General features: G+C 54.9%; 20 protein-coding genes. 6 read left to right on the top strand and 14 right to left on the bottom strand.

Features of this window, described 5'->3' with window-relative positions; genetic code table 11:
• Window positions 1-9: 9 nt before the first annotated feature.
• From ABJZ52_RS19170 to ABJZ52_RS19150, 5 genes are all read right to left on the bottom strand, one after another.
• Window positions 10-951, bottom strand: coding sequence for a LysR family transcriptional regulator (locus ABJZ52_RS19170; protein ID WP_348187801.1), 942 nt, complete (start codon window positions 949-951; stop codon window positions 10-12).
• Window positions 952-983: 32 nt separating this feature from the next.
• Window positions 984-1,877 carry an AEC family transporter gene (locus tag ABJZ52_RS19165; protein ID WP_348187799.1) on the bottom strand — a complete coding sequence of 298 codons (894 nt, stop codon included), beginning with the start codon at window positions 1,875-1,877 and terminating at the stop codon, window positions 984-986.
• A gap of 301 nt (window positions 1,878-2,178) precedes the next feature.
• The gene (locus ABJZ52_RS19160) at window positions 2,179-2,658 is read right to left on the bottom strand and encodes an OsmC family protein (RefSeq protein WP_348187796.1); all 480 of its coding nucleotides are present in this window, start codon (window positions 2,656-2,658) and stop codon (window positions 2,179-2,181) included.
• A gap of 27 nt (window positions 2,659-2,685) precedes the next feature.
• Window positions 2,686-3,495: an alpha/beta fold hydrolase gene (locus ABJZ52_RS19155; RefSeq protein ID WP_348187794.1), complete on the bottom strand. Its 810-nt coding sequence runs from the start codon at window positions 3,493-3,495 to the stop codon at window positions 2,686-2,688.
• Window positions 3,495-4,535 carry an LLM class flavin-dependent oxidoreductase gene (locus ABJZ52_RS19150; protein WP_348187792.1) on the bottom strand — a complete coding sequence of 347 codons (1,041 nt, stop codon included), beginning with the start codon at window positions 4,533-4,535 and terminating at the stop codon, window positions 3,495-3,497. The genes ABJZ52_RS19155 and ABJZ52_RS19150 overlap by 1 nt, the downstream gene beginning before the upstream one ends.
• Window positions 4,536-4,870: 335 nt before the next feature.
• Between ABJZ52_RS19150 and ABJZ52_RS19145 the strand changes: the two genes are divergently transcribed.
• Both ABJZ52_RS19145 and ABJZ52_RS19140 read left to right on the top strand, forming a co-directional pair.
• Complete coding sequence (locus ABJZ52_RS19145) at window positions 4,871-5,320, top strand: flavin reductase family protein (RefSeq protein WP_348187790.1); 450 nt, start codon at window positions 4,871-4,873, stop codon at window positions 5,318-5,320.
• The gene (locus tag ABJZ52_RS19140) at window positions 5,317-6,336 is read left to right on the top strand and encodes a Gfo/Idh/MocA family oxidoreductase (RefSeq protein WP_348187787.1); all 1,020 of its coding nucleotides are present in this window, start codon (window positions 5,317-5,319) and stop codon (window positions 6,334-6,336) included. The genes ABJZ52_RS19145 and ABJZ52_RS19140 overlap by 4 nt, the downstream gene beginning before the upstream one ends.
• A 326-nt stretch (window positions 6,337-6,662) precedes the next feature.
• On the opposite strand, the gene ABJZ52_RS19135 is transcribed toward ABJZ52_RS19140, so the two are convergent.
• The 6 genes from ABJZ52_RS19135 to ABJZ52_RS19110 all read right to left on the bottom strand — a co-directional run bounded on the left by ABJZ52_RS19135 (window position 6,663) and on the right by ABJZ52_RS19110 (window position 13,508).
• Complete coding sequence (locus ABJZ52_RS19135; RefSeq protein WP_348187784.1) at window positions 6,663-7,505, bottom strand: fumarylacetoacetate hydrolase family protein; 843 nt, start codon at window positions 7,503-7,505, stop codon at window positions 6,663-6,665.
• A gap of 60 nt (window positions 7,506-7,565) precedes the next feature.
• Window positions 7,566-8,510, bottom strand: a complete 945-nt coding sequence (locus ABJZ52_RS19130; protein ID WP_348187782.1) for an ABC transporter substrate-binding protein — start codon at window positions 8,508-8,510, stop codon at window positions 7,566-7,568.
• Window positions 8,511-8,585: 75 nt separating this feature from the next.
• Complete coding sequence (locus tag ABJZ52_RS19125; RefSeq protein WP_348187779.1) at window positions 8,586-9,593, bottom strand: ABC transporter permease; 1,008 nt, start codon at window positions 9,591-9,593, stop codon at window positions 8,586-8,588.
• Window positions 9,590-11,116 carry a sugar ABC transporter ATP-binding protein gene (locus tag ABJZ52_RS19120; protein ID WP_348187777.1) on the bottom strand — a complete coding sequence of 509 codons (1,527 nt, stop codon included), beginning with the start codon at window positions 11,114-11,116 and terminating at the stop codon, window positions 9,590-9,592. Before ABJZ52_RS19120 ends, ABJZ52_RS19125 begins: the two co-directional genes overlap by 4 nt.
• 37 nt (window positions 11,117-11,153) lie before the next feature.
• On the bottom strand, window positions 11,154-11,903 hold the full coding sequence (locus tag ABJZ52_RS19115; RefSeq protein WP_348187774.1) for an SDR family oxidoreductase: 750 nt from the start codon (window positions 11,901-11,903) through the stop codon (window positions 11,154-11,156).
• A gap of 75 nt (window positions 11,904-11,978) precedes the next feature.
• On the bottom strand, window positions 11,979-13,508 hold the full coding sequence (locus tag ABJZ52_RS19110) for an altronate dehydratase family protein (protein WP_348187858.1): 1,530 nt from the start codon (window positions 13,506-13,508) through the stop codon (window positions 11,979-11,981).
• A 103-nt stretch (window positions 13,509-13,611) separates the two neighbouring features.
• Between ABJZ52_RS19110 and ABJZ52_RS19105 the strand changes: the two genes are divergently transcribed.
• From ABJZ52_RS19105 to ABJZ52_RS19090, 4 genes are read left to right on the top strand one after another with little or no spacing between them, the layout of a single operon-like run.
• Window positions 13,612-14,325, top strand: coding sequence for a GntR family transcriptional regulator (locus tag ABJZ52_RS19105; RefSeq protein WP_348187772.1), 714 nt, complete (start codon window positions 13,612-13,614; stop codon window positions 14,323-14,325).
• 41 nt (window positions 14,326-14,366) lie between these two features.
• Complete coding sequence (locus ABJZ52_RS19100) at window positions 14,367-15,407, top strand: aldo/keto reductase (protein WP_348187770.1); 1,041 nt, start codon at window positions 14,367-14,369, stop codon at window positions 15,405-15,407.
• On the top strand, window positions 15,407-15,838 hold the full coding sequence (locus tag ABJZ52_RS19095; RefSeq protein ID WP_348187767.1) for an RbsD/FucU domain-containing protein: 432 nt from the start codon (window positions 15,407-15,409) through the stop codon (window positions 15,836-15,838). The genes ABJZ52_RS19100 and ABJZ52_RS19095 overlap by 1 nt, the downstream gene beginning before the upstream one ends.
• Window positions 15,835-16,683 (top strand): amidohydrolase family protein, encoded by an 849-nt coding sequence (locus tag ABJZ52_RS19090; RefSeq protein WP_348187764.1) that lies wholly within the window; start codon window positions 15,835-15,837, stop codon window positions 16,681-16,683. The genes ABJZ52_RS19095 and ABJZ52_RS19090 overlap by 4 nt, the downstream gene beginning before the upstream one ends.
• Window positions 16,684-16,731: 48 nt before the next feature.
• Here the strand turns inward: ABJZ52_RS19090 and ABJZ52_RS19085 are convergent, their stop codons facing one another.
• The 3 genes from ABJZ52_RS19085 to ABJZ52_RS19075 are packed head-to-tail and all read right to left on the bottom strand — an operon-like array spanning window position 16,732 to window position 20,424.
• Entirely contained in the window at window positions 16,732-18,726 is a 1,995-nt protein-coding gene (locus ABJZ52_RS19085; protein ID WP_348187762.1) for a beta-galactosidase trimerization domain-containing protein, read from the bottom strand.
• Window positions 18,723-19,862, bottom strand: coding sequence for an ABC transporter ATP-binding protein (locus ABJZ52_RS19080; RefSeq protein WP_348187759.1), 1,140 nt, complete (start codon window positions 19,860-19,862; stop codon window positions 18,723-18,725). Before ABJZ52_RS19080 ends, ABJZ52_RS19085 begins: the two co-directional genes overlap by 4 nt.
• Before the next feature lie 4 nt (window positions 19,863-19,866).
• Entirely contained in the window at window positions 19,867-20,424 is a 558-nt protein-coding gene (locus ABJZ52_RS19075) for a carbohydrate ABC transporter permease (RefSeq protein WP_348187756.1), read from the bottom strand.
• Window positions 20,425-20,601 lie beyond the last annotated feature (177 nt).

The following is a 20,601-nucleotide window of genomic DNA, read 5'->3' as shown; positions in this document are numbered from 1 at the left end:
CACCGATATTCAACCTGGCATTCTGGTGCTCAGAAAATGCGCCCGAACGATCCCGCAACACTTTCGAATTTCGGCGACCAGCAGATCAGAAAACAACTGCACGACGGTCGTCGCTTCTTTCGTTGCCGGCTCGATCAACAAGTAGTCCACGGTCATATTCGGGCGGATGATCGGATGGAGATGAACGACTGAATTTTCCAGGTCCGGAAGGCAAAGGCATCCGGGCAAGATCGAACACCACTCGCCCTGGCGAACCAGGTCGAGCGTGGTCATCATGGAGTCCATTTCAAGGACGGAGTGTACTGCCCCCGAAAAAGCACTCAAGTGCTGATCAATTTTTGCACGCCGTGCATTGCCCAGCCCTGGAAGGGCCAGTTTCAGCGGCGGGATTGCAGACAAATCTGCGCCGCCCGTTACACCGTCGAGCGGCTTGGGGCTGACCAGGATTTCAAGATCGGTTTCGAGGAAGGTCGAACGCAGGCCGTTGCCGAGTTCGCCTCTGGGAACCACCGCAAGATCGAGTTCGCCAGCCCTGACCATCTCGGTCAAGACCGCGCTATAGCCCTCAGTCACTTTCACCTCCACCATCGGATTTTCGTCCAGAAAGTGAGACAACACAGGTGCGAGGATCGCTCTGGCGAATGTCGGCATGACGCCGACGCGCACTTCACCAGTCAGATATTTGGAATGATCCGAAACCTCTTCTTCGAGCTTTCCAATTTCACGCAGGATGACTGCGACGCGTTGATAAATCCGGTCACCCGCTTTTGTCGGCGCGACACCGGATGAACTGCGCTCGAACAAAGACAGGCCCAGGATTTGCTCAAGATCGCGAACCTGTACACTCACGCCCGATTGAGTGGCATGGACTTTCTCTGCAGCGGCGGTAATCGATCGCTCTTCATAGACAGCAACAAAGAAACGCAAATGCTGGAGCTTTATCTTCTTCATTCTGTCTGCATGTCCCTGTCGAAATGCCCCGATCAGACCGTGTGTTTGGTAAACCAGAGAGCTGCCCAGATGAGTGCCGGCAAACAAACAAACGTCAGCACCGTCGAAACGACAACTGCACCCGCAACCTGGTTCGAATTGCGATGATACTGCTCGGCAAAAACATATGTCACGATTGCTGTCGGCATGGTCGCCAAAATAAAGGTGACGCCAGCCACCGTGCCGGTCAGGTCGAGGGCGTAGATGACGACCAGTGCTGACACGACGCCAAGACCAAGGCGCCCGACCGCAATCGCGATGGCAGGCTTCAGGTCCGCGACCTTCAGTGTAGCCAGTGAATTTCCCAAGAGGATCAGCATCGCGGGCACCATCATCCCCCCCAACATTTCTGTCGTCTTCAGAACAACCTGAGGAACCGGGAGCTCCAGGATGGTCACCGCAAGAACGAGGAAAATCGAGTAAATGAGCGGTTGCCTGAGCAGATGTGTCAGGCTCACTGTTCCCGACGCAATCGATACGCCGACCGAATGCTGTATCACGGCGACGACGAAGAAGTAGGAGGCGCCCAGCTTCATGCCTTCGTCTCCGAACGTCAGGATCGCGAGCGGCAGTCCCATATTCCCTGAATTCGGCAACATCAAGCCTGGCAGGTAACCACTCACGGAGCCGCCTGTCGCCCAAACCAGCAGAAAGCCTAGCAGACCTGCGATCGCCATACACCCGGCGGCGGCCAGCGCCATTATTTCCAATGAACCGCTGCTGACGTGCATCGACGTAAGCGTATGAAAAATCAGCGCCGGTGTTGCCACAAGAATGACAATCGAGCTCAGCGTGCGAGAATGCAGGCCAAGCGTCGATTTGCCCATCGCGTAGCCGATAAAGGTGATGATCGAAATGGGTCCGAGGATATTCAACAGGTGAAGCATATTTCACTTCTGGTTGCCGGAAATTGTGGATCGGTTGAGGAAGAGAAGTCATCAGATCGCATCTACGCCCCTGCCAATTTACCGACGACACAACCTGATCCAACACCATGCTTGCTTAAGCGGATGTTAGACACCTCCTTCTGCAAGAAGGTGATAGTTTCAATCGTCAATAATGTGAGGACACTTGTTGTTTGCCGGTTCCCGGAGAACCCAGTCAACACCAATGGCAGCATGTCAAAAACCATAACGCCGCGCCCCCTCACAAACACGGGAAAGGCAGGTTCCAAACCACGCCCCGCCCCTAGACGAGATTGATTTCCTCACCATTGAGAACCCAGTTTTCCTCAACCCGAGTGCCCGATTGCTGCAGCATCATTGACACGGCGCAGTGATGACGCAGCTTGCGGACGACCTCCAGTGCCCCCTCACGCGGGCCTTCATAATCCGCCTTGATCGTCAGGATAGTCGAGGGAAATGGAACCTCGACCGGGGAGATCAAGCGGGTACCGTGACTGTCCATGGTGACCGCAATATCGATATCCATATTTTTGAAAACGATGCCATTTGCGGCTGCCAGCTTGTTCGAAATGACGTGGGTACAGCCAAGCAGACCCATGAACACATATTCGACGGGCATAGGGCCCTCGTCGGTCCCGCCACGCTGAATTGGCTCGTCAATAACGTAGGTCTTTTCACGCGCTGTTGCGGTCGACTTGGTCGACGTCACTTGCTCACCAGTGACCTTGAACTTCCAGATTGGTTTTTCTTTAGGTGCAGCCACGTCTCACTCCCTTGTAGCTTCTGACTTTTATTTCAAAAATTCCTGAGCGATCGCCAGGAACGTTTTCGGCTGCTCCAAATTCGACAAATGCGCTGCATCGGGAACAATCTTGAAGACTGAATTCGGTGTCCTCGAAGTCATGTCTTCCATGACTGCAACAGGAGCCGCCATGTCGTTTTCACCGGTCGCGTACAAGGTGGGGCACTCGATCTGTCCCAGGTCTTTCAGAAGGTCGAGGGACTGTAGGCACTGCGCTGCCCCCTTGTAGCCAACGGGTGACGTCGAAGCGATCATCTGTCGAACCAGGTCGAGAAGTTCCGCATTCTCAGCATCCACGAGAAAAGGCCCGGTGAACCAACGTTGCATCGTAGGATCGATGAGGCCGCCGATGCCGACTTCGTCCAGCTTGGCAATGTTGGCATCCCAGATTGCTTGATAAGGTGCAGGAGCATCCGCTCGCGCATCACAGCAAACAAGGCGGCCAATCAACTTCGGCTCACGAAGTGCCAAAGCCAATCCGGTCATCCCGCCAAGAGAGATGCCCATAAAGTCCGCACGCTGAATTCCGATGGCCGCACACAATGCGAGAACGTCGTCGGTCAGCTCATCGAAGCTGTAGGGGGCTTGTCCTGGATCACTCTTGCCATGACCGCGCGTGTCATACCGCAGCACACGCCTCGACGCTGTCAAACCGGCCATTTGCGGCTCCCAGAGCCTTCGGTCGGTTGCAAGGGAATTTGACAGGATCAACCAGGGAGCATCCTGGGGACCGTCGATCTGATAGGAGATCATCGCGCCGCCCGCTCCGGCGACGCTTCCGCTTACTGACAACGACATCAATTCTCTCCCAGAGCAGAATTGATCTTCGGCATGACTTTTTCCGCCATCAAAATCATTGAGTTGCGGCCCTTTTCATAGTCGGTCCAGTCATGACCGGCATAGACAAGCTGACCGAAGGCACCTGTTGTTTCCCGGAACTCCAACACCTGGTCAGCGACACTCGATGGATCGCCGTGGATCACCAACCGGTCCAGAACGTAATCCAGAGTGACATCTTCATCGGGCATGTTCTGGTCTTCCTTGAACAGGTTCAGGCGACCGCCCTTTTTGAGCTTCGTCAGCAAGCTGCTGTAGTAGAGAACGTAGGGACTCCCCGGATCTCTGGCATAACTGCGTGCAGTGGCCATATCTTCAGCAACGCAGAGATTCTTGGCCACCCGCCAGTTGTTGAAGTCAGCCGCACGGCCACCTTCTTCACACCCCTGAACATAATTTGGCCAATGGCTCGCAACCCACTTGGGGAGCAGGAAATTCGCGCTAATCGGCTCCCAGCCGCGGGCTGCCATTGCAGTAACCCCCTTGGAAAAGGGAGCAACGACAGTGCCGACGATCTGCGGATGCGGTGCCTGGTAGGGGCGCATGATCGCTCCCTGCCCGATCTCCGGCATCATCGTGTTTTCAGTCGAAACTTTGTAAAATTCCCCCTCTAGATTGTAAGGGGGCTCTCCAGCCCAAATATCCAGGACCATGTTGATGCATTCAATGAACATGGCATTTCGGTCTTTGTCGAGATTGCCGAAAACCTCCGCATCCGACATCAACCCCCCGGGTGAAATACCGAAGTTAAACCTCCCCTCAAGCATGTGGTCGAGCATCGCAACTTCGGCCGCCACCCGGGCGGGATGCGAGTTGGGAAGGTTTACTGTCCCCGTGCCAAGAACGATATCCTTGGTCTCGTAAGCCAGGCTTGCCATGAAGGCGACTGTCGATGTGATGATTTCAGCCTGATCTGTGGTGTGCTCACCGCAGTATCCCTCGGCAAAGCCCAATTTGTCCGCAAGAATGAAAGCCTCGCGGTCCTCTCTCAAACTCTGCACATAAGGCTTTCCCAAGGGATGAATCGGCATCGTAAAAAATGAAAGTTTCACAATCTCACACCTCGATTATTTTTCATTCTCGAGAAAGCATGCCTCGATCCAAACCATACCGATAGTGATGTTTACTAATGCGAACCATCTGTTTTACTCATAACCACACATCACAATAACATACTGAAAACCGAACGCAGGCATGAGCAGAGATCAGTTGCGCTTAAGGCCTCGGCTGCTAGGTTTTTATCGATATCAAGATCATCAGGGGCGCAGAACTCATGAATGCGTACACGCCGAATATGCCAACGGACCAAATCGATACCCGTGTGCTAAGGGATATAATGGGACAGTTCGCTACTGGCGTTACAGTCATTACGACGCTCGGTGACAACGGAGTGCCGGTGGGGATGGCCGCAAATTCGTTTGCATCCGTCTCGCTGGACCCGCCCCTTGTCGTCTGGAGCATAGATCTGAACGCACCCAGCCTCTCGGCGTTTCGCACTCATCCTTCCTTCGCAATCAACATCATGTGCGAAGACTCGAAGGACCTTGTGATGAATTTCGCCAAGCCGTCGGACAACAAATTTGCCGATGTTTCCTGGCAAGCAGGCCTGGACGGAGTTCCGGTCCTGGACGCCGCATCAACAGTCATTCAATGCCGCACGGAAAACCGCATCGCAGGCGGAGACCACGAAATGTACCTTGGTCGCGTTCTTGATTGCCACAAGACGGACAAGGCACCGCTGATATTTCACAAAGGCAAATTCGCAAAACTGGGAAATCTACTTTGACCGCTCAAAACGCGCCCTTGACAGTTGCCATCGCCGGGTTTGGCTGGTGGGGCAAACACATTGCAACTCGCCTGAAGTCTCATCCGTTCATCAAGGTCGCAGGCATCATTGAACCATTTGCCGGAAACCATTCGGCGATCGGCGACATGGGGCTGAGCGTGATCCCAGATCTTGCCCATGCACTCAATCAAAACAGTATTGATGCAATCATACTGACCACGCCGAACCTCCTGCATGAAGAACAGGTCATTCAGTGTGCCTCAGCCGGAAAGCATGTTTTTTGCGAAAAACCCCTCGGCCTCACAGCCGCAAGTGCGCGCAGGTCAGTAGCCGCCTGTAAGGAAGCCGGAGTTCTGCTTGGAATCGGCCACGAGCGTCGTTTCGAGCCTGCGATGCTGGCCTTGAAATCCTCGCTTGATAACAATGAATTGGGCACCGTGATGCATGCGGAAGCCGCATTCAGCCATGACAAGCTCATTCACACGCCCAAAGGTGACTGGCGGACGAGCAAGAAGGTTTGCCCTGCTGCCGGAATGACCGCGATGGGCATCCACTTGACCGATTTGCTGATTTCCTTTTTCGGCCGCGTTGAAACCGTTCAGGCCTTGACGGCAAGCCGCTCACTAGGCTGGGAAACCGGAGATGTCGTAACTGTACAGCTGGGTTTTGAAGCGGGCATGACGGCGACCTTGAGTGCAGTCCTGCATACACCGCACTTCATCCGCATGCATGTTTTCGGCACCGACAAATGGATTGAAGTCCTCAACGACAGCCATCCTGACACGCCCGACGGGATCGTCCGCGTTCTGACGGCACAGACAGGTCAGCCTGTTGAGCAGAAAAATTATGACTGGGAAGATGCCGTTGTCGCAAATCTTGAGTCTTTCGCAAGATACGTCTCAGGCACCGGTTCCTACCCCTTCTCGCTCGAGGAGATCGTCCATAACATCGAAGTTTTGGAAGCGATCGCGAAATCAGCAGAAAACCGAGAAACGATATCTCTAAAAGATATCTGATGGGCTGGGCCGGCGGGCTCTCCACGGTGTCGCTGGCGACTTTTATAGGTCCAAATTTTGCTGCCGACACCAACCATGCAATTGGCAGATCCCATTTTGCGGCTTGAAAACACTGCTCATTTACGAGCCCTGAAAAACAAAATGGCGACGGTCTCGGGAACACTGGTTTCCCGAGACCGTCGCCGACCTAGACGGAAGCGATCAATGCACCAAGCTACCCTGATACTGAAGGTAGCGGACAAAAACACTTCTCATACTGTGAACCACAGCACCCCGAACCGATCGATGGCCCAGATAGGTGTTTCACAGCAATTCAGCACTGAAGCTTAATCAGCGATAACGCTTTGGCGCTGCTGACCCAGACCCTCGATACCCAGCTCGACAACGTCACCAGCCTTCAAATAGCGCGGTGGCTTCATACCCATGCCAACGCCAGGGGGAGTACCGGTGGAAATCACGTCACCTGGATGCAGCGTCATGAACTGGCTGAGATAGGAAACCACATGAGCCACGTGGTAGACCATCGTCTGGGTCGAACCGTTTTGAACCGTCTCGCCATTGACTGTCAGCCACATTTTCAAGTCTTGCGGATTCTCGATCTCGTCGCGTGTCACCAGCCAGGGACCAATCTGGCCAAAGTTGTCGCAAGACTTGCCTTTGGTCCACTGCCCTGCCCGCTCGATCTGAAACTCTCGCTCCGAGACATCGTTAGTTACGGCGTAGCCGGCGACATGTTTCATCGCATCCGCTTCGGAAACATATTTTGCCGCTGAGCCAATCACGACAGCAAGCTCGACCTCCCAATCCGTCTTGGTGCTGCCACGCGGAATGATAATCGGATCATTGGGACCACAAATAGCGCTGATGGCCTTCATGAATGCGACCGGCTCCGGCGGTACATCCATTCCGCTTTCGGCCGCATGATCGGCATAGTTCAGGCCAATACAAATGAATTTCCCGGTTCCTGCGACAGGCGGCCCGAGGCGCGTATCTGCGCCAACTTCAGGAAGGCTATTGGGGTCGATTGCGCGCAGAGCTGACAAACCTTCATCTGACAGGACAGCCCCGGCAATATCGGGGACGACACCAGTCAGGTCACGGATGGTACCGTGTTCATCCAACAGACCCGGCTTCTCGGCGGCCGGTGCACCATGGCGCAAAAGTTTCATTCATCATTCCTTGAAAATGGTGGACCTGCGGCGCGCGCCGCAGGTCGGTGTTCGATAGTCTCAATCGTATAGGACAGCCGCGATTTCCGGGTCATCCATATTCGAGGCATCATAGTAGTAGAAACCGGTGTCGATGACCGGCGGAACAGTTTCACCGTTCATCGTCATGACTGCAGCCTTGACCGTCTCATAGCCGATGCCGACAGGGTTTTGCGTGATTGCTCCGGCCATAAGGCCTGAACGCACGGCTTCTTTCTGTGCAGCGCCACTGTCAAAACCAATGATGACGATATCCGCACCTGCTTCCTTGACGCCATTCACGACACCAATTGCGGACCCTTCGTTTGCGCCAAAGATCCCCTTGAGATCAGGGTTGGCAGTCAGGATCGACTTTGTGATCTCCGTCGAAATCAGGTGATCACCACCACCATACTGGACCGACACCACGTTGATGTCCGGATACTTTTCAGCAATCCGGTTCACAAAACCATCCACCCGGTCAATACCGGTACGGCTGGTCTGATCGTGCGAGATGACCGCTACTTTTCCGGCGCCGCCAATGGCTTCAGCCATTTTGTCTGCAGCAAGAGCCGCAGCAGCAATATTGTCGGTCGTAGTCGTGGTCACGGGAATTTTGCTGGCCACGCCGCTGTCAAACGCAATAACAGGAATTCCTGCTTCATCAATCTTGCGCAGCATGGGAATAGATGCTTGGCTATCTACCGCCGCAAAACCAATTGCGGCCGGTTTCTTTGCCAATGCAGCTGCCAACATGTCGATCTGACGGTCGACCTGTCCTTCGTTGTCTGGACCTTCAAACGTGATCTCGACATTGAATTCCTCACCCGCATTTTCGGCGCCGATCTTTACGGCCTGCCAAAACTGGTGTGAGAAACCTTTCGAGATCAGAGGCACATACGGCTTGTCAGCGGCGATTGCCAGGCTGCTGCCGGAAATCAGGGCCGCGGATACCAGTGTTCCCAGTAGGATGCGTCTGCAGATCATTTTCATCTCCCATAGTTTCAGTCATTTGGATTTTGGATTGTTGACCGAGGGCGCGAACCGCCCCTCTTGTTGTTCTCAAGCCGTCTTCCTGCGGCGAACCATGTCGGCGTAGACCGCGAGGATGATGATTGTTCCGGTAACAACCGTCTGCCACTCTTGGGCCACCGACAAAATACGTAGACCATTGGTCAATACGGCCATGATCAGAGCCCCGATGAGGGTACCCACGATCGTGCCGCGCCCTCCCGAAAGCGATGTCCCGCCGATAACGACAGCCGCAATCGCTTCCAGCTCATATCCCAGGCCAAGCGCTGGCTGCGCGGAGTTCAACCGGGACGCGATCACCAGCCCGCCGATACCGACGATGGATCCTGCAAGAGCGTAGATCGCAATTTTCCAACGATCCGTATTGACCCCGGAAAGGCGCACGGCCTCCTCGTTGCTTCCCAGAGCAAAGCAGTATCGGCCCAGAACTGTCCGGTTCAGGATCCAGGCCGTGCCACCGGCCACCAGGAAAAGGATCAGGACGCCGTTTGGAATGGGAAGGGCAGGAAACACATCGCCGATGACAGAGCCAAGTGAAATGGCGTCGAACCCGGGCGTGTCATTGAAATAGATCGGACGCGTGCCGGAAATGACCAGCGAAAGACCTTTGAGGATCAACATCATCCCCAACGTCGCGATGAACGGCGGAATCTTCATTTTCGCGACGAAGGTCCCCGAGCAGAGTCCGCAAAACGCCCCTGCCGCTATAGCTGCAAACACACCGACTGGGAGCGGTAGGCCGAGATTGGTCAGAACGACACCTGCAATCACCGCACAAAAGGTCATCATCGTTCCGACAGACAGGTCGATCCCGCCTGTAATGATGACCAAGGTCGCAGCAACTGCAAGTACGCCATTGACCGACGTCGCCTGCAAGATCGCGATCATGTTGGAGGTTTGCATGAAGTTCGGAGAGGCGATCGAAAACCCGATCAGCAGAATGATCAAACTGGCGAATGCAAGCAGTTTTTGGTGGGCCCCGGTGTCAACTAGCTTGGAGAACACGGACTGACGCGTGGTTGGGCTTGCCATGGTCATTGAATTTGTCCTCCTGGCTGCATCGCTGGTTTTCGAAGTGTCGCCAGATGCATGATATCTTCTTGTGTGGTTTCTTCGCCGCCCGGCAAAATGCCGGTCAGCCGGCCTTCGCACATCACCGCAATGCGGTGGCTGAGGCGCATGATCTCGGGAAGCTCGGACGAGATCACGATGATCGCCCTTCCTTCAGATGCGAGTTTTTTCAATAGTTTATAGATTTCAGCCTTGGCACCTACGTCGATTCCGCGCGTGGGTTCATCAAAGATCAGAATGTCGCAATCTCGGTAAAGCCACTTGGCAATAACAACCTTTTGCTGATTGCCACCGGAAAGAAGGCGAACCTCCTGACGCTCCGAAGGGGTCCTGATCCCCAGTTTCTGAATATACTCTTGCGCCGTGCTGCGTATCTCATCCTCGCGCAGCACCCCGACCGGGCTCGTCAGGCGGTCAAGGCTCGCCAGCGCGACATTGGTGCTCACATCCATGCCGGTCGCGAGGCCGAAGTGCTTTCGGTCTTCGGAAAGATAACCGATCCCCGCCCGAACCGCGTCAGCAGGTTTTGAGATCGCACATGGCGTTCCATGAACGCGAACCTCACCGCTCTCGCGCGGGTCAGCGCCGAAGATCGCTCTGGCGACTTCTGTCCTGCCCGCCCCCATGAGCCCGGCGAATCCGAGTATCTCGCCTTTCTTAACGGAAAAGCTGACGTCCTGGATTTCGCGGCCTCGATTGAAGTTTGTCACTTCCAGAACGACTTCGGCCTCCGAGAGGTCCGGCACTTCAACCGTTTCATTGGAGACCTCGCGTCCAACCATCATCGCGATGATCTGGGAAACCTCGGTATCGGCGGCCTGAACGGTTCCCACATAGGCACCATCGCGCATGACGGTCACCCTGTCCGCGATTTGCTTCAGCTCATCCATCTTGTGGCTGATGTAGATGATCCCCACCCCATCAGACTTGAGCTGGCGGATGATCTCGAACAGTTCCGCGATCTCGGCATCGTTCAAAGCCGCGGTTGGCTCATCCATAATCAGGATGCGTGACTTGTAGGAAAGTGCCTTGGCGATTTCGACCATTTGTTGCTTGGCTATGGTCAGCTCCCCAACGACTGTCCGGGGATCAAGCATCAAATTCATCGATTTGAAGATCTTTGCCGTGTCGCGGTTGAGAGCAGCCTCGTCAAGGCGGCCGAACATTTTGCGCGGCTCGCGCCCAATGAAGACATTTTGAGCAACAGTCAGTTCATTCATCAGACTGAGCTCCTGATGAATGATGCCGATCCCAAGATCCTGCGCGGCTCTCGGACCGTCCAGCTCCCACTCCTCGCCAAACACGCGGAGACTCCCGCCGTCTTTCTTGTAGATCCCCGACAGGATCTTCATGAGCGTGGATTTGCCCGCGCCGTTCTCGCCCATCAGGGCGTGGACTTCGCTGCTTTCCAGCTCGAAATTAACGGATTTCAAGGCATGCACGCCCGGAAACCGTTTCTCGATACCTTGCATGTCGACCAGTGTGGTCATTTTGACGGCCCTCCCAAGCCGAAGAAGAGATGTGCGACTAGATCGTCACACCTCCATCGACCAGAAAACCTTGCCCGGTGACATAACTGCTCTCGTCGGAAAGCAGATAGACAATCAGGGGAGACATATCGTCGACAGTAGCGAGCCGCCCAATCGGTTGACGCGCAATAAAATCTTTCTCGGCCTGCACTGGATCAGCGGCGCTGTCGATGCGTCCCCGCAAGGATGGCGTGTCGACGGTTCCAGGGCAAAGAGCGTTGCACCGTACGCCCTGCCCCACGAAATCTGCTGCGACAGCTTTGGTGAGCCCCAGGACGGCAGCCTTGGTCGCCCCGTAAATCGTCCGGTTTGTGAAGCCCTTGATCGATGACGCCATGGACGACATGTTCAAAATCGAACAGGTTCCCGTCGTTTTCGCGCGCTCAAGCATCTTCGGCAGGAAAGCGCGGGTCATGCGAACCATGGAAGAGACATTCAAGTCAAAGCCGAATGCCCAGTCATCCTCGGTCACATCGAGAATGGTTCCGTTGTGAACCACGCCTGCACAGTTGAACAATCCGTCAAGCGGGGGCAACTCGTCGGCGAGAGCATCCACTGCCTTGCAATCCCTGACGTCCAGGACATGGGTCTGGATCTCGGGAAACTCATTAGCCAGTTCCGCGAGAGTCGTTTTGTTGATATCTGCAGCGATCACCTTTGCGCCCTCTTTGGCGCAGGCAATCGCTGCGGCACGGCCCATGCCCTGCCCTGCAGCAGTAATAAGAATAGTCTTTCCAGCCAACCGCATGTCTTTGCAGCCTCCCATTAAACAGCCATCATGGATGGCAACAGCTTTTCGGCATCCCTTGCGGAATGAACCGAATTACATAACTGCGCCGATCTGCCAGGGAACAAATTCAACCCCGCCAAACCCCAGCTCTTCACTCTTGGTTTTCTCGCCGGAGGCGACGCGAACGATCGCATCGAAAATCTCCATGCCCTTGTCTTCCAAACTGACGCCATCAGTGACGACAGCGCCGCAATTTATGTCCATGTCTTCGGACATCCGCCCGTACATTTCCGAGTTCGTTGCTAGCTTGATGCAAGGCGTCGGTTGATATCCGGACACAGACCCGCGGCCAGTCGTAAAAACAATTAGATTGGCGCCAGATGCGACCTGCCCTGTCACGGAACACGGATCGAACCCCGGACTGTCCATGAAGACAAAGCCCTTCTTGTCGATCATTTCTCCAAACTTGTAGACTTCCGTCAAAGGGGCGGATCCACCCTTTGCTGCAGCTCCAAGCGACTTTTCGAGAATGGTGGTCAGCCCGCCGCGCTTGTTGCCAGGCGACGGGTTATTGTCCATCTCACCGCCATTTCGCGCTGTGTAGGCCTCCCACCAACGAACCCGCTCAATGAGCTTTTCGCCAACGTCAACCGAGACCGCGCGCCGCGTAAGCAGGTGTTCTGCTCCATAGATTTCGGAGGTTTCCGAAAGAATGGTCGTACCGCCATGACGCACCAAAAGATCAGACGCGATCCCGAGTGCAGGATTGGCTGTGATCCCGGAATAGCCATCAGAACCGCCACACTGCATGCCGACAGTAATTTCGGAAACAGGCGCCGGACTTCTCTCCGCACGGTTCGCGCTATTGGCCAGTTCATGCAGTTCTTTAAGCCCGACCTCGACAGTCTTGCGGGTACCACCGGACTGCTGGATCGTCATGTACCGGAAGTTGGCGCCTGGCCGCAAAGCGTCACGGCCGACCAAGTCGGTAACCTGCATTACTTCGCAGCCGAGCCCAATGAGAAGAATTGCGCCGAAATTCGGGTGCTGCCCATAGCCGGACAAGGTCCGGAACAATGTCTCGTAGCCTTCATCCTTGCCTGACATGCCACAACCCGTTCCGTGAACGATCGGCACTATTCCATCGATATTTGGATAGTTTTCGAGAAATCCCGATTTTTCCGCTGCCTCAGCTATGAAACGGGCAACAGATCCGGAACAATTTACCGAAGTCAGAATTCCAATGTAGTTTCGCGTTCCAACCTTTCCGGACGGGCGAACAAACCCCTGGAAAGTGCGAGGCTCGGAAACCGGTGCCAGATCCACGCTCGCCTCGGCATGACAGTAGTCCTGCGTGTGCTCACCCATTCCCAGATTGTGGCTGTGAACATGGGCCCCGGCGTCAATATCTGTCGTCGCCTGGCCGATGATCTGGCTATATCTAATGACGAACGCACCCTTGGAGATCGCATGTCGCGCAATCTTGTGACCACGCAAAACCGGCTCCTTCAGCGATACATCCGCTGGCGCAGCGCTGTCACCTTGCTGCAGATCCTGTAGCGCGATGACGATATTATCGTCGGCATGTAACAAGATCGCGTTGGCGCGACTATTGAGCACGATTTCCCTCCCCGCGACTGCTTTTCGGCAGCTCCTTCTTGCTCAACCGATAACTTGACACGTCAACTGTGTCAACTAATATGTTAGCATTCAATTTGAGGACATCATGATTCCAGCGATCGAGCCAACCGAAAGCCTCTACCAGCTCTCCGACATCACCAAAATGAGCGGTTCGCTGGCGCAAAGGGTTTATGCCGTCTTGCGCGAGGCGATTCTGGCACTCGGCTTGCCGCCCGGCACCCCGTTGAAAAAACAGCAGATTTGCGAGCAACTTGGTGTCTCCCGTTCACCGGTGACCGAGGCGATCACGCGGCTCGCCGCAGAGGGCCTCGTCGAGGTCATTCCACAGTCCGGCTCGCGGGTGACAAAATTCTCCATGCCGGAAATACGTGAGGGTGCATTCCTTCGCGAAGCCATTGAACTGGCAGCAGTCGCCAAGGTTGCCGCCGAGCGCTCCGATGACCAACTTTCCCAGTTGAACCGCAACATTCGCCTCCAGGCCATGTGTTTGGAGGAAGATGACGAACTCGGCTTCTATAGAGAAGACGAGCGCTTTCACGAGTTGATTCTCGAGTTCACCGGCTATCCGAAGCTCGGCACACTTGCAGACACCGGATGGATCCAGGTTAACCGCGCCCGGCAACTGCTGCTCCCACTGCCCGAGCGGGCGAAAAGCGCCTTCAAGGAACACCAGGAGATTATCGCGGCGATCTCCACTGCAAACCCTGAAGCTGCGCGATGCGCCATGAAAAAGCACTTGAGCGAGCTGGTTACTCGGCTGGAACCGCTGGAACGCGATCGACCCGATCTATTCGACTAACCGGATTGCCGACAACAAACCCCACAACAGGGAACACTGCGATGCCAACACTCGCCACACGTCCGATGAAGGTCCAAAACGGGGGCATTCTTCCTCTTACCGAGATGGGTTTCGGCGGCGCTCCACTTGGCAACCTCTATCGAAAGATCCCGGAGAATGACGCTCAAGCGGCGCTGCAAGCTGCCTTTGACCTGGGAATCCGCGTCTTCGACACCGCCCCGCAATATGGACTTGGCCGGTCTGAGGAACGGTTTTCCAAGGCCATAGCGCGGTTTGGACGGGAAAATATCATACTGTCCTCCAAGATCGGTCGCCTGTTGGTCGACTGCGAGCCCGAAGAGGTTACGCCGGAAGCCTTTGTCGATGTGCCGCAAAAGCGGATCGTATTTGACTACAGCTATGATGGTGTCATGCGAAGCCATGAAGCGAGCAAGGCACGACTAAACGTCGAAAAGCTGGACATACTATTCGTTCACGACGTCTGTGCGTTTTCACAAGGTTCTCAGGAATTGAGCGACCAAAGGGTGCGTGAGCTATATGACCTGGGCGGCTACCGCGCGCTCACCGAGCTGAAAGACTCCGGAGAAATCAGAGCCATAGGCGCAGGTGTAAATGAATGGCAGGTCTGCGAGAAGTTGCTCGGGCTCTCAGAGTTCGACTGCTTTTTGCTGGCAGGCCGTTATACGCTGCTGGAACAGGATGCGCTGGAGAGCTTCTTGCCACTATGCGAGAGAAGAGACGTCTCGATCATACTTGGTGGCCCCTATAACTCCGGCATCCTGGCCACAGGCGCGATCGAAGGCGCGAAGTACAATTACGCGGAAGCCCCGCCCACCATACTCGATCGCGTGAGACGGATAGAAGAGGTTTGCAAGGCTCATGGTGTCCAGCTGATCGGAGCCGCACTGCAGTTCGTCCTCGGCCATCCCTGCGTAAAAACCGTGGTGCCCGGCGCGGTCAGCGCTCGCGAGGTCGAAGCCAATATCGCCCTGTTGAACATGCCCATTCCGGCTGGTTTTTGGCGCGACATCAAGTCAGCAGGTCTCATCCGTGAGGATGCCCCCGTACCGGAGGACAAATAATGCTACGTGGCCTTCCCTCGCTTCTTTCGCCCGATCTGCTTTATGTGCTCAGGTCAATGGGACACGGCGATGAAATCGTGATCGTTGACGCAAATTTTCCGGCAGACAGCAACAGCGAAATCCTCGTCCGCCTGGACGGACTTCCGGCACCAGATGTGCTGGAGGCCATCCTTCAGGTGATGCCGCTTGATACATATGATCCGACCCCGGCCCTGACGATGGAAGTCGTCGGGGACCCTGACAACGTCCCGCCTGTCGTGACCATTTTTCAAGAAATCATCAATCGGGTAGCAGATGCTCCGGCCACCATTTCCCCCTTGGAGCGTTTTGCGTTTTACAGCCGGGCGGAGAAAGCCTTTGCCATCGTTCAGACCGGAGAAACACGGCTTTACGGCAATATCATTTTGAAAAAGGGAGTCGCTGCGCCGTGACAGACATCATTAGGCGCATAGATGCACACCAACATTTTTGGCAGGTCGCACGTGGGGACTACGGCTGGTTGACGCCTGATCTTGAGCCGCTCTATCGCGACTTCGAGCCAAGGCATCTGGCCCCCTATCTCGAAGAGCTGGGAATTTCCGGAACCATTCTCGTTCAGGCAGCGCAAACGGAAGCAGAAACAGAATTCATGCTTTCCCTCGCCGAGACGAATGACTTCATAATAGGTGTTGTCGGTTGGACCGATTTTGACAGCCCACAGGCGCCCCAACGCATCCACGAGATGAGCAAGAGTTCCAAACTCGTTGGATTGCGACCAATGATCCAGGACATCGAAGACGACCAATGGATGCTCAGTCCATCCGTCTCCAATGCCTTGACTGCCATGACACAGGCCGGTCTTACATTTGACGCGTTGACCTTGCCGCACCACCTGAGACATCTGCTAGAGCTCTTGGGTCGGCATCCAGATTTGAGGGTCATCGTCGATCATGCCTCAAAGCCGAACATCAGAAGTGGCGCATTCGAGACCTGGGCCAATGACTTGGCCGGCATCGCACAAAACACATCCGCCTACTGCAAGTTGTCGGGATTGGTCACCGAAGCCTCCCAAAGCTGGAACGTAGACGACCTGAGACCCTACGTGGATCATCTTCTCGAGGTGTTTGGCCCAAATCGCCTGATATGGGGCAGTGACTGGCCCGTCTGCACCCTCGCAGCCACCTATGAAGACTGGTACGAGGCATCCGAAGACCTTCTGTCCAGCCTGACGACCGCAGAAAAGCGTCGCATTTGGGGTGAAAATGCCGAAGAAGCCTATGGCCTTGATCCAGCTTGAGGACCGAATGGTCTCAAGCTGGATCAAGCGCCGCCTAGGGTCAGGACCCTAGTATATCTCCACCATTTGATGGCCGCGGACCCTTGGGACTGAAAAAGACACGCGCCCGTCTTTCACTTCAAAGTCGATATTTGTCCCTTCCGGCACGGATTTCACCCCACCTATGGGCCTGTCGACCGCGACGGAAACCGCTACATCACTCAGGTCAATCAAGTCCTGAATTGGCTGTACAGGGTTTCCGTGCAGGTGACCGCGCAAGACCGGGTTTGCATATAACAAATGCAATATTTCTCGCCCATTCTGCCGCCGCAAGGTCGCACGCCCAGCGCGGGGGAGCCCAACCTCGAGAACCTTGGGCGTAGCCAACGCTCGGCGAATGAGGTTCTCGGCAATTTCCAACATGGCGACCGCGCCAACACGTTGATAGATAGAGAAAATTGGGAACGCATATTGAACAAAGCTTCCCTTTTCACTGCCAGCCACATGGACTTCAGGATCAAGCTTTGGAGGTGTATTCACATGCCCCGAGAACTGGCGCGGTGTGCGATTGAAATACGGCTCATAGATCTCGCCCAAACTCTCGCCATCAGTGATTTCGAGTTTCTCCGCCGCTCCGTACATAAAGAGCGGGTTGCTGACAAAGCTCGACCGCAGGTCCTCTATGGGCAAGACATAATCGCCGCCGTCATTCGCTGACCGGCCAAGCCACCTGGCTCCCGTGTCAAAGAGACAGCCCATCTCGGGGTCAATGCCGCTACTCCCGGTCAGCAAAACTCGCCCGCCATTTGCGGCGTAGGCGTCAATTTTCACCTTCAGGTCTGCGGAGATTTCCACGGCATCCGGCAGGATCAGCAATGCGTAGGGAGCAAGGTCGCTTTCAGGATCCACGACGTCAAACAGGTATTTTGACTCCAGCAATACCCGTACAGCCCCTTCATCGGCCGGAACGCTTTTCTCCGGTCTCCCCGCCAGGGTTTTCTCTGTGCAAGCCTCCACCGACATCAAGGCGATTTCGGCACGGTTTACTGTATCGACACACCAGGGTTCGCGCTTTTCAACCCACTCATAAGCCGTACCGATGGTGCGCATTGTGGACTGGTCTATGGCTCCAGTCGGATGAAGATGGTCGCCGATGGAACATCTCGCTCCCTGCGCAAGCATTGCACCACATTCGTAGATCAGTGCCTCAGGCTTCTTATACCCCCCAACTTCGCCCCAGAGAGTATGGAACTTCCCGGTCATGCCCAGGAAAGGAATTCCTAGCGGATCGACATAGCGAGCAGAAAGCGGAAAATGTTCGTAGCCCCAATGCGCGGTCGGTAAACTCTCCAGTTCCAAGTGGCTGTAGTAGCTCAAATAATGTTTGCGGTATCCGCGACGCGTGTGCCCGGAATTGAAGTAGAGGTTCATGTTCGGATCATGCTTGTGAACCGCTTGCTTCACACGCTCAAAGTAATTTTCAACCGCGTTATCTGTATGCTTCCAACGATCTTCTTCATTTGTCCAATCGAGTCCGGCGGCTTCCATCTTTTTCTTTGCCCAGGCAGAAATCGACGGAAGCTGGAATAAGATGTCCATGAATATCCCATCACAATCGGGATAACGCTGCATTACCTCCTCCGTCTGCGCACAAAGGTAATCCAGATAGGGAGTTGAATAGTCCAGGAAAGCCCAGCCGACTTCCGCGTCAGGGCCATGTCGTTGTTCGACCAAAGTGTTGTCGGGCAGGACAGTTCGCCATTCGGGATGTTCGCGCGCTGCAAGTTCATCCCACGTCGCCGTCAGGTACACAGGTGTATGAATTCCGACAGCATGCAGCGCATCTATTTGCGAGCGCAACAAGTCGAATTTCAAATGCGGATGCATCTGACCAACTTCAGTGGGATGGTAACTCACACCGTGATGGCATTTTGAAAACAACGTAACACTATCTACATGGGCATTTTTAAAGGCTCGACCGAACTCGTTGGGATCGAAGGCGGAGCCAATGCCGGGAATGCGTTCACTTGTGTGAAAATCGAGGTGAATTTGTCTAAATCTCATGTTTTATCCAATCCCTTTCGGGAGCCGGGCGCAGCGAGGCGCCGTTCGTTATTGTCAAAAAGGTAGACGTCTTCCGGCTTCCAGGAAAAACGCAATTTGTCTCCGTACGAAACGGTTCTTTGGCTTGGGAGTTGAACAGCTACGAAGCCTTCGGAAGACTCGGAATCCACGGAAAGCAGTTCACCGGCATCAAGGTACAGAAGGGTCTCGCGGCCAAGGTTCTCAACCAGGGCTACCTGGCTCTCCTGCCCTTCCCCCAAGGTTATGGCTTCAGGGCGAACCCCCAAGCGAGCGACGTCACCAACCTTCGGCGCACTGACATCTTCATCGAGAAGAACTACGGTAGAAGACCTCATTCCAGCCGCTTCGACAGAAACTTCACGGCCCTGTACACCGATAATGCGGACCTCGAAAAAATTCATCTTCGGCGACCCGAGGAAGCCGGCGACGAATAAGCTCTCCGGCTTGTTGTAGAGCTCTAGCGGTGTGCCGATCTGCTCAATTTTGCCGCCGTTCAGCACCACGATACGACTGGCCATTGTCATCGCTTCGGTTTGGTCATGGGTGACATAAATCATCGTCGCACCCAGTTGGTTGTGAAGACGGCCCAGCTCAACGCGCATCTGGCTGCGTAGCGCCGCATCGAGATTGGACAGGGGCTCGTCGAATAGAAAAACATCGGGAGCACGTGTGATCGCACGACCAATCGCCACCCGTTGTTTTTGCCCGCCCGACAACTCCCTTGGCTTTTTCTCGAAGTGTTCGGAGATCTGTAGAATTTTTGCAGCCTTTTCAACGGCCGCACTTATCTCCGCCTTTGGCCTGCCCGCAACTTTCAAGGCAAATCCCATGTTCTCCCGCACCGTCATATGCGGGTAGAGCGCATAGCTCTGGAACACCATAGCGACTCCACGCTCCCAGGGCTCCGCATGGGTGATGTCGCGATCGCCGATCGTCAGTCGCCCATCATCAATGGTTTCCAATCCGGCGATGGTTCTAAGAAGCGTGGATTTCCCGCAGCCAGACGGCCCGACCATGACGATAAATTCACCTTCGTCCACGGAAAGGCTCACCCCCTTGATCGCGGCAAATGCCCCGAAGTTCTTTTTGAGATTATCGACAATGAGATGACACATGGAACTATTTTCCTAGACCCGCGAGTGAACGGACAAAGTAACGTTGAAGAAGAATGAACAGCAAAACCACTGGAGCCGTGGCGATTGACAGCCCCGCCATAACTGCCGGCCAATCTGAAGTGAACTCTCCCTGAAGCTGCAGAATTCCAACGGGAAGCGTCTTGAGCGATGGTTGAGTCAAGAGCAGGAGCGCCAGCAGGAATTCGTTCCAGATGAACACCGCCTGAAAGATCGCGGCCGATGCGATTGCAGGCCCAGAAAGGGGCATGACCACCCGAAAAAATATCGCCCACGGACGACAGCCATCCAGCCTCGCAGCCTCTTCGAGTTCCTTCGGGAAATCGATGAAGAATGCGTAGAAGAGGATGGTCGTGAACGGAATGCCATAGGCGGCATAAACGAGAATAATTCCCGTATGGGAATTCACAAACCCAGCTGATGACAGCATTTGATACAACGGCACGATTACCGCGGTATTTGGCACGGCAAACCCGGCGACAATCGCAAGATAAAGGAGTTTGAGCCAGATGCTTTTTGAACGCGCGATCACATAGGCAGCCATACCGGAAATCAGGATAACCAAGCCGACCGATACGGTGTGAACCGCCCCGGGTTTGCCGGAGGCTCCAACTCCTGAGTAGGATGGAGCACCATGAGCAAAACGACGAACAAGTTTTCCGCTGAAGTACGTGAACGAGCAGTCCGCCTTGTTCTGGATAATGAGAGCCAGCACGGGTCA

Origin of the sequence: Roseibium sp. (assembly GCF_039982295.1) — a bacterium.
Taxonomy (GTDB): domain Bacteria; phylum Pseudomonadota; class Alphaproteobacteria; order Rhizobiales; family Stappiaceae; genus Roseibium.
This window is presented reverse-complemented; position numbering and strand designations above follow the sequence as displayed.

What these genes read in the sequence shown, in the direction of transcription:
- ABJZ52_RS19080 (WP_348187759.1), bottom strand. Translation starts at nt 19,862, where the DNA reads ATGTGTCATCTCATTGTCGATAATCTCAAAAAGAACTTCGGGGCATTT.
- ABJZ52_RS19120 (WP_348187777.1), bottom strand. Translation starts at nt 11,116, where the DNA reads ATGACCACACTGGTCGACATGCAAGGTATCGAGAAACGGTTTCCGGGC.
- ABJZ52_RS19155 (WP_348187794.1), bottom strand. Translation starts at nt 3,495, where the DNA reads ATGTCGTTGTCAGTAAGCGGAAGCGTCGCCGGAGCGGGCGGCGCGATG.
- ABJZ52_RS19165 (WP_348187799.1), bottom strand. Translation starts at nt 1,877, where the DNA reads ATGCTTCACCTGTTGAATATCCTCGGACCCATTTCGATCATCACCTTT.
- ABJZ52_RS19170 (WP_348187801.1), bottom strand. Translation starts at nt 951, where the DNA reads ATGAAGAAGATAAAGCTCCAGCATTTGCGTTTCTTTGTTGCTGTCTAT.
- ABJZ52_RS19095 (WP_348187767.1), top strand. Translation starts at nt 15,407, where the DNA reads ATGCTACGTGGCCTTCCCTCGCTTCTTTCGCCCGATCTGCTTTATGTG.
- ABJZ52_RS19125 (WP_348187779.1), bottom strand. Translation starts at nt 9,593, where the DNA reads ATGACCATGGCAAGCCCAACCACGCGTCAGTCCGTGTTCTCCAAGCTA.
- ABJZ52_RS19075 (WP_348187756.1), bottom strand. Translation starts at nt 20,424, where the DNA reads ATGGCTGCCTATGTGATCGCGCGTTCAAAAAGCATCTGGCTCAAACTC.
- ABJZ52_RS19100 (WP_348187770.1), top strand. Translation starts at nt 14,367, where the DNA reads ATGCCAACACTCGCCACACGTCCGATGAAGGTCCAAAACGGGGGCATT.
- ABJZ52_RS19085 (WP_348187762.1), bottom strand. Translation starts at nt 18,726, where the DNA reads ATGAGATTTAGACAAATTCACCTCGATTTTCACACAAGTGAACGCATT.
- ABJZ52_RS19145 (WP_348187790.1), top strand. Translation starts at nt 4,871, where the DNA reads ATGGGACAGTTCGCTACTGGCGTTACAGTCATTACGACGCTCGGTGAC.
- ABJZ52_RS19135 (WP_348187784.1), bottom strand. Translation starts at nt 7,505, where the DNA reads ATGAAACTTTTGCGCCATGGTGCACCGGCCGCCGAGAAGCCGGGTCTG.
- ABJZ52_RS19115 (WP_348187774.1), bottom strand. Translation starts at nt 11,903, where the DNA reads ATGCGGTTGGCTGGAAAGACTATTCTTATTACTGCTGCAGGGCAGGGC.
- ABJZ52_RS19130 (WP_348187782.1), bottom strand. Translation starts at nt 8,510, where the DNA reads ATGATCTGCAGACGCATCCTACTGGGAACACTGGTATCCGCGGCCCTG.
- ABJZ52_RS19105 (WP_348187772.1), top strand. Translation starts at nt 13,612, where the DNA reads ATGATTCCAGCGATCGAGCCAACCGAAAGCCTCTACCAGCTCTCCGAC.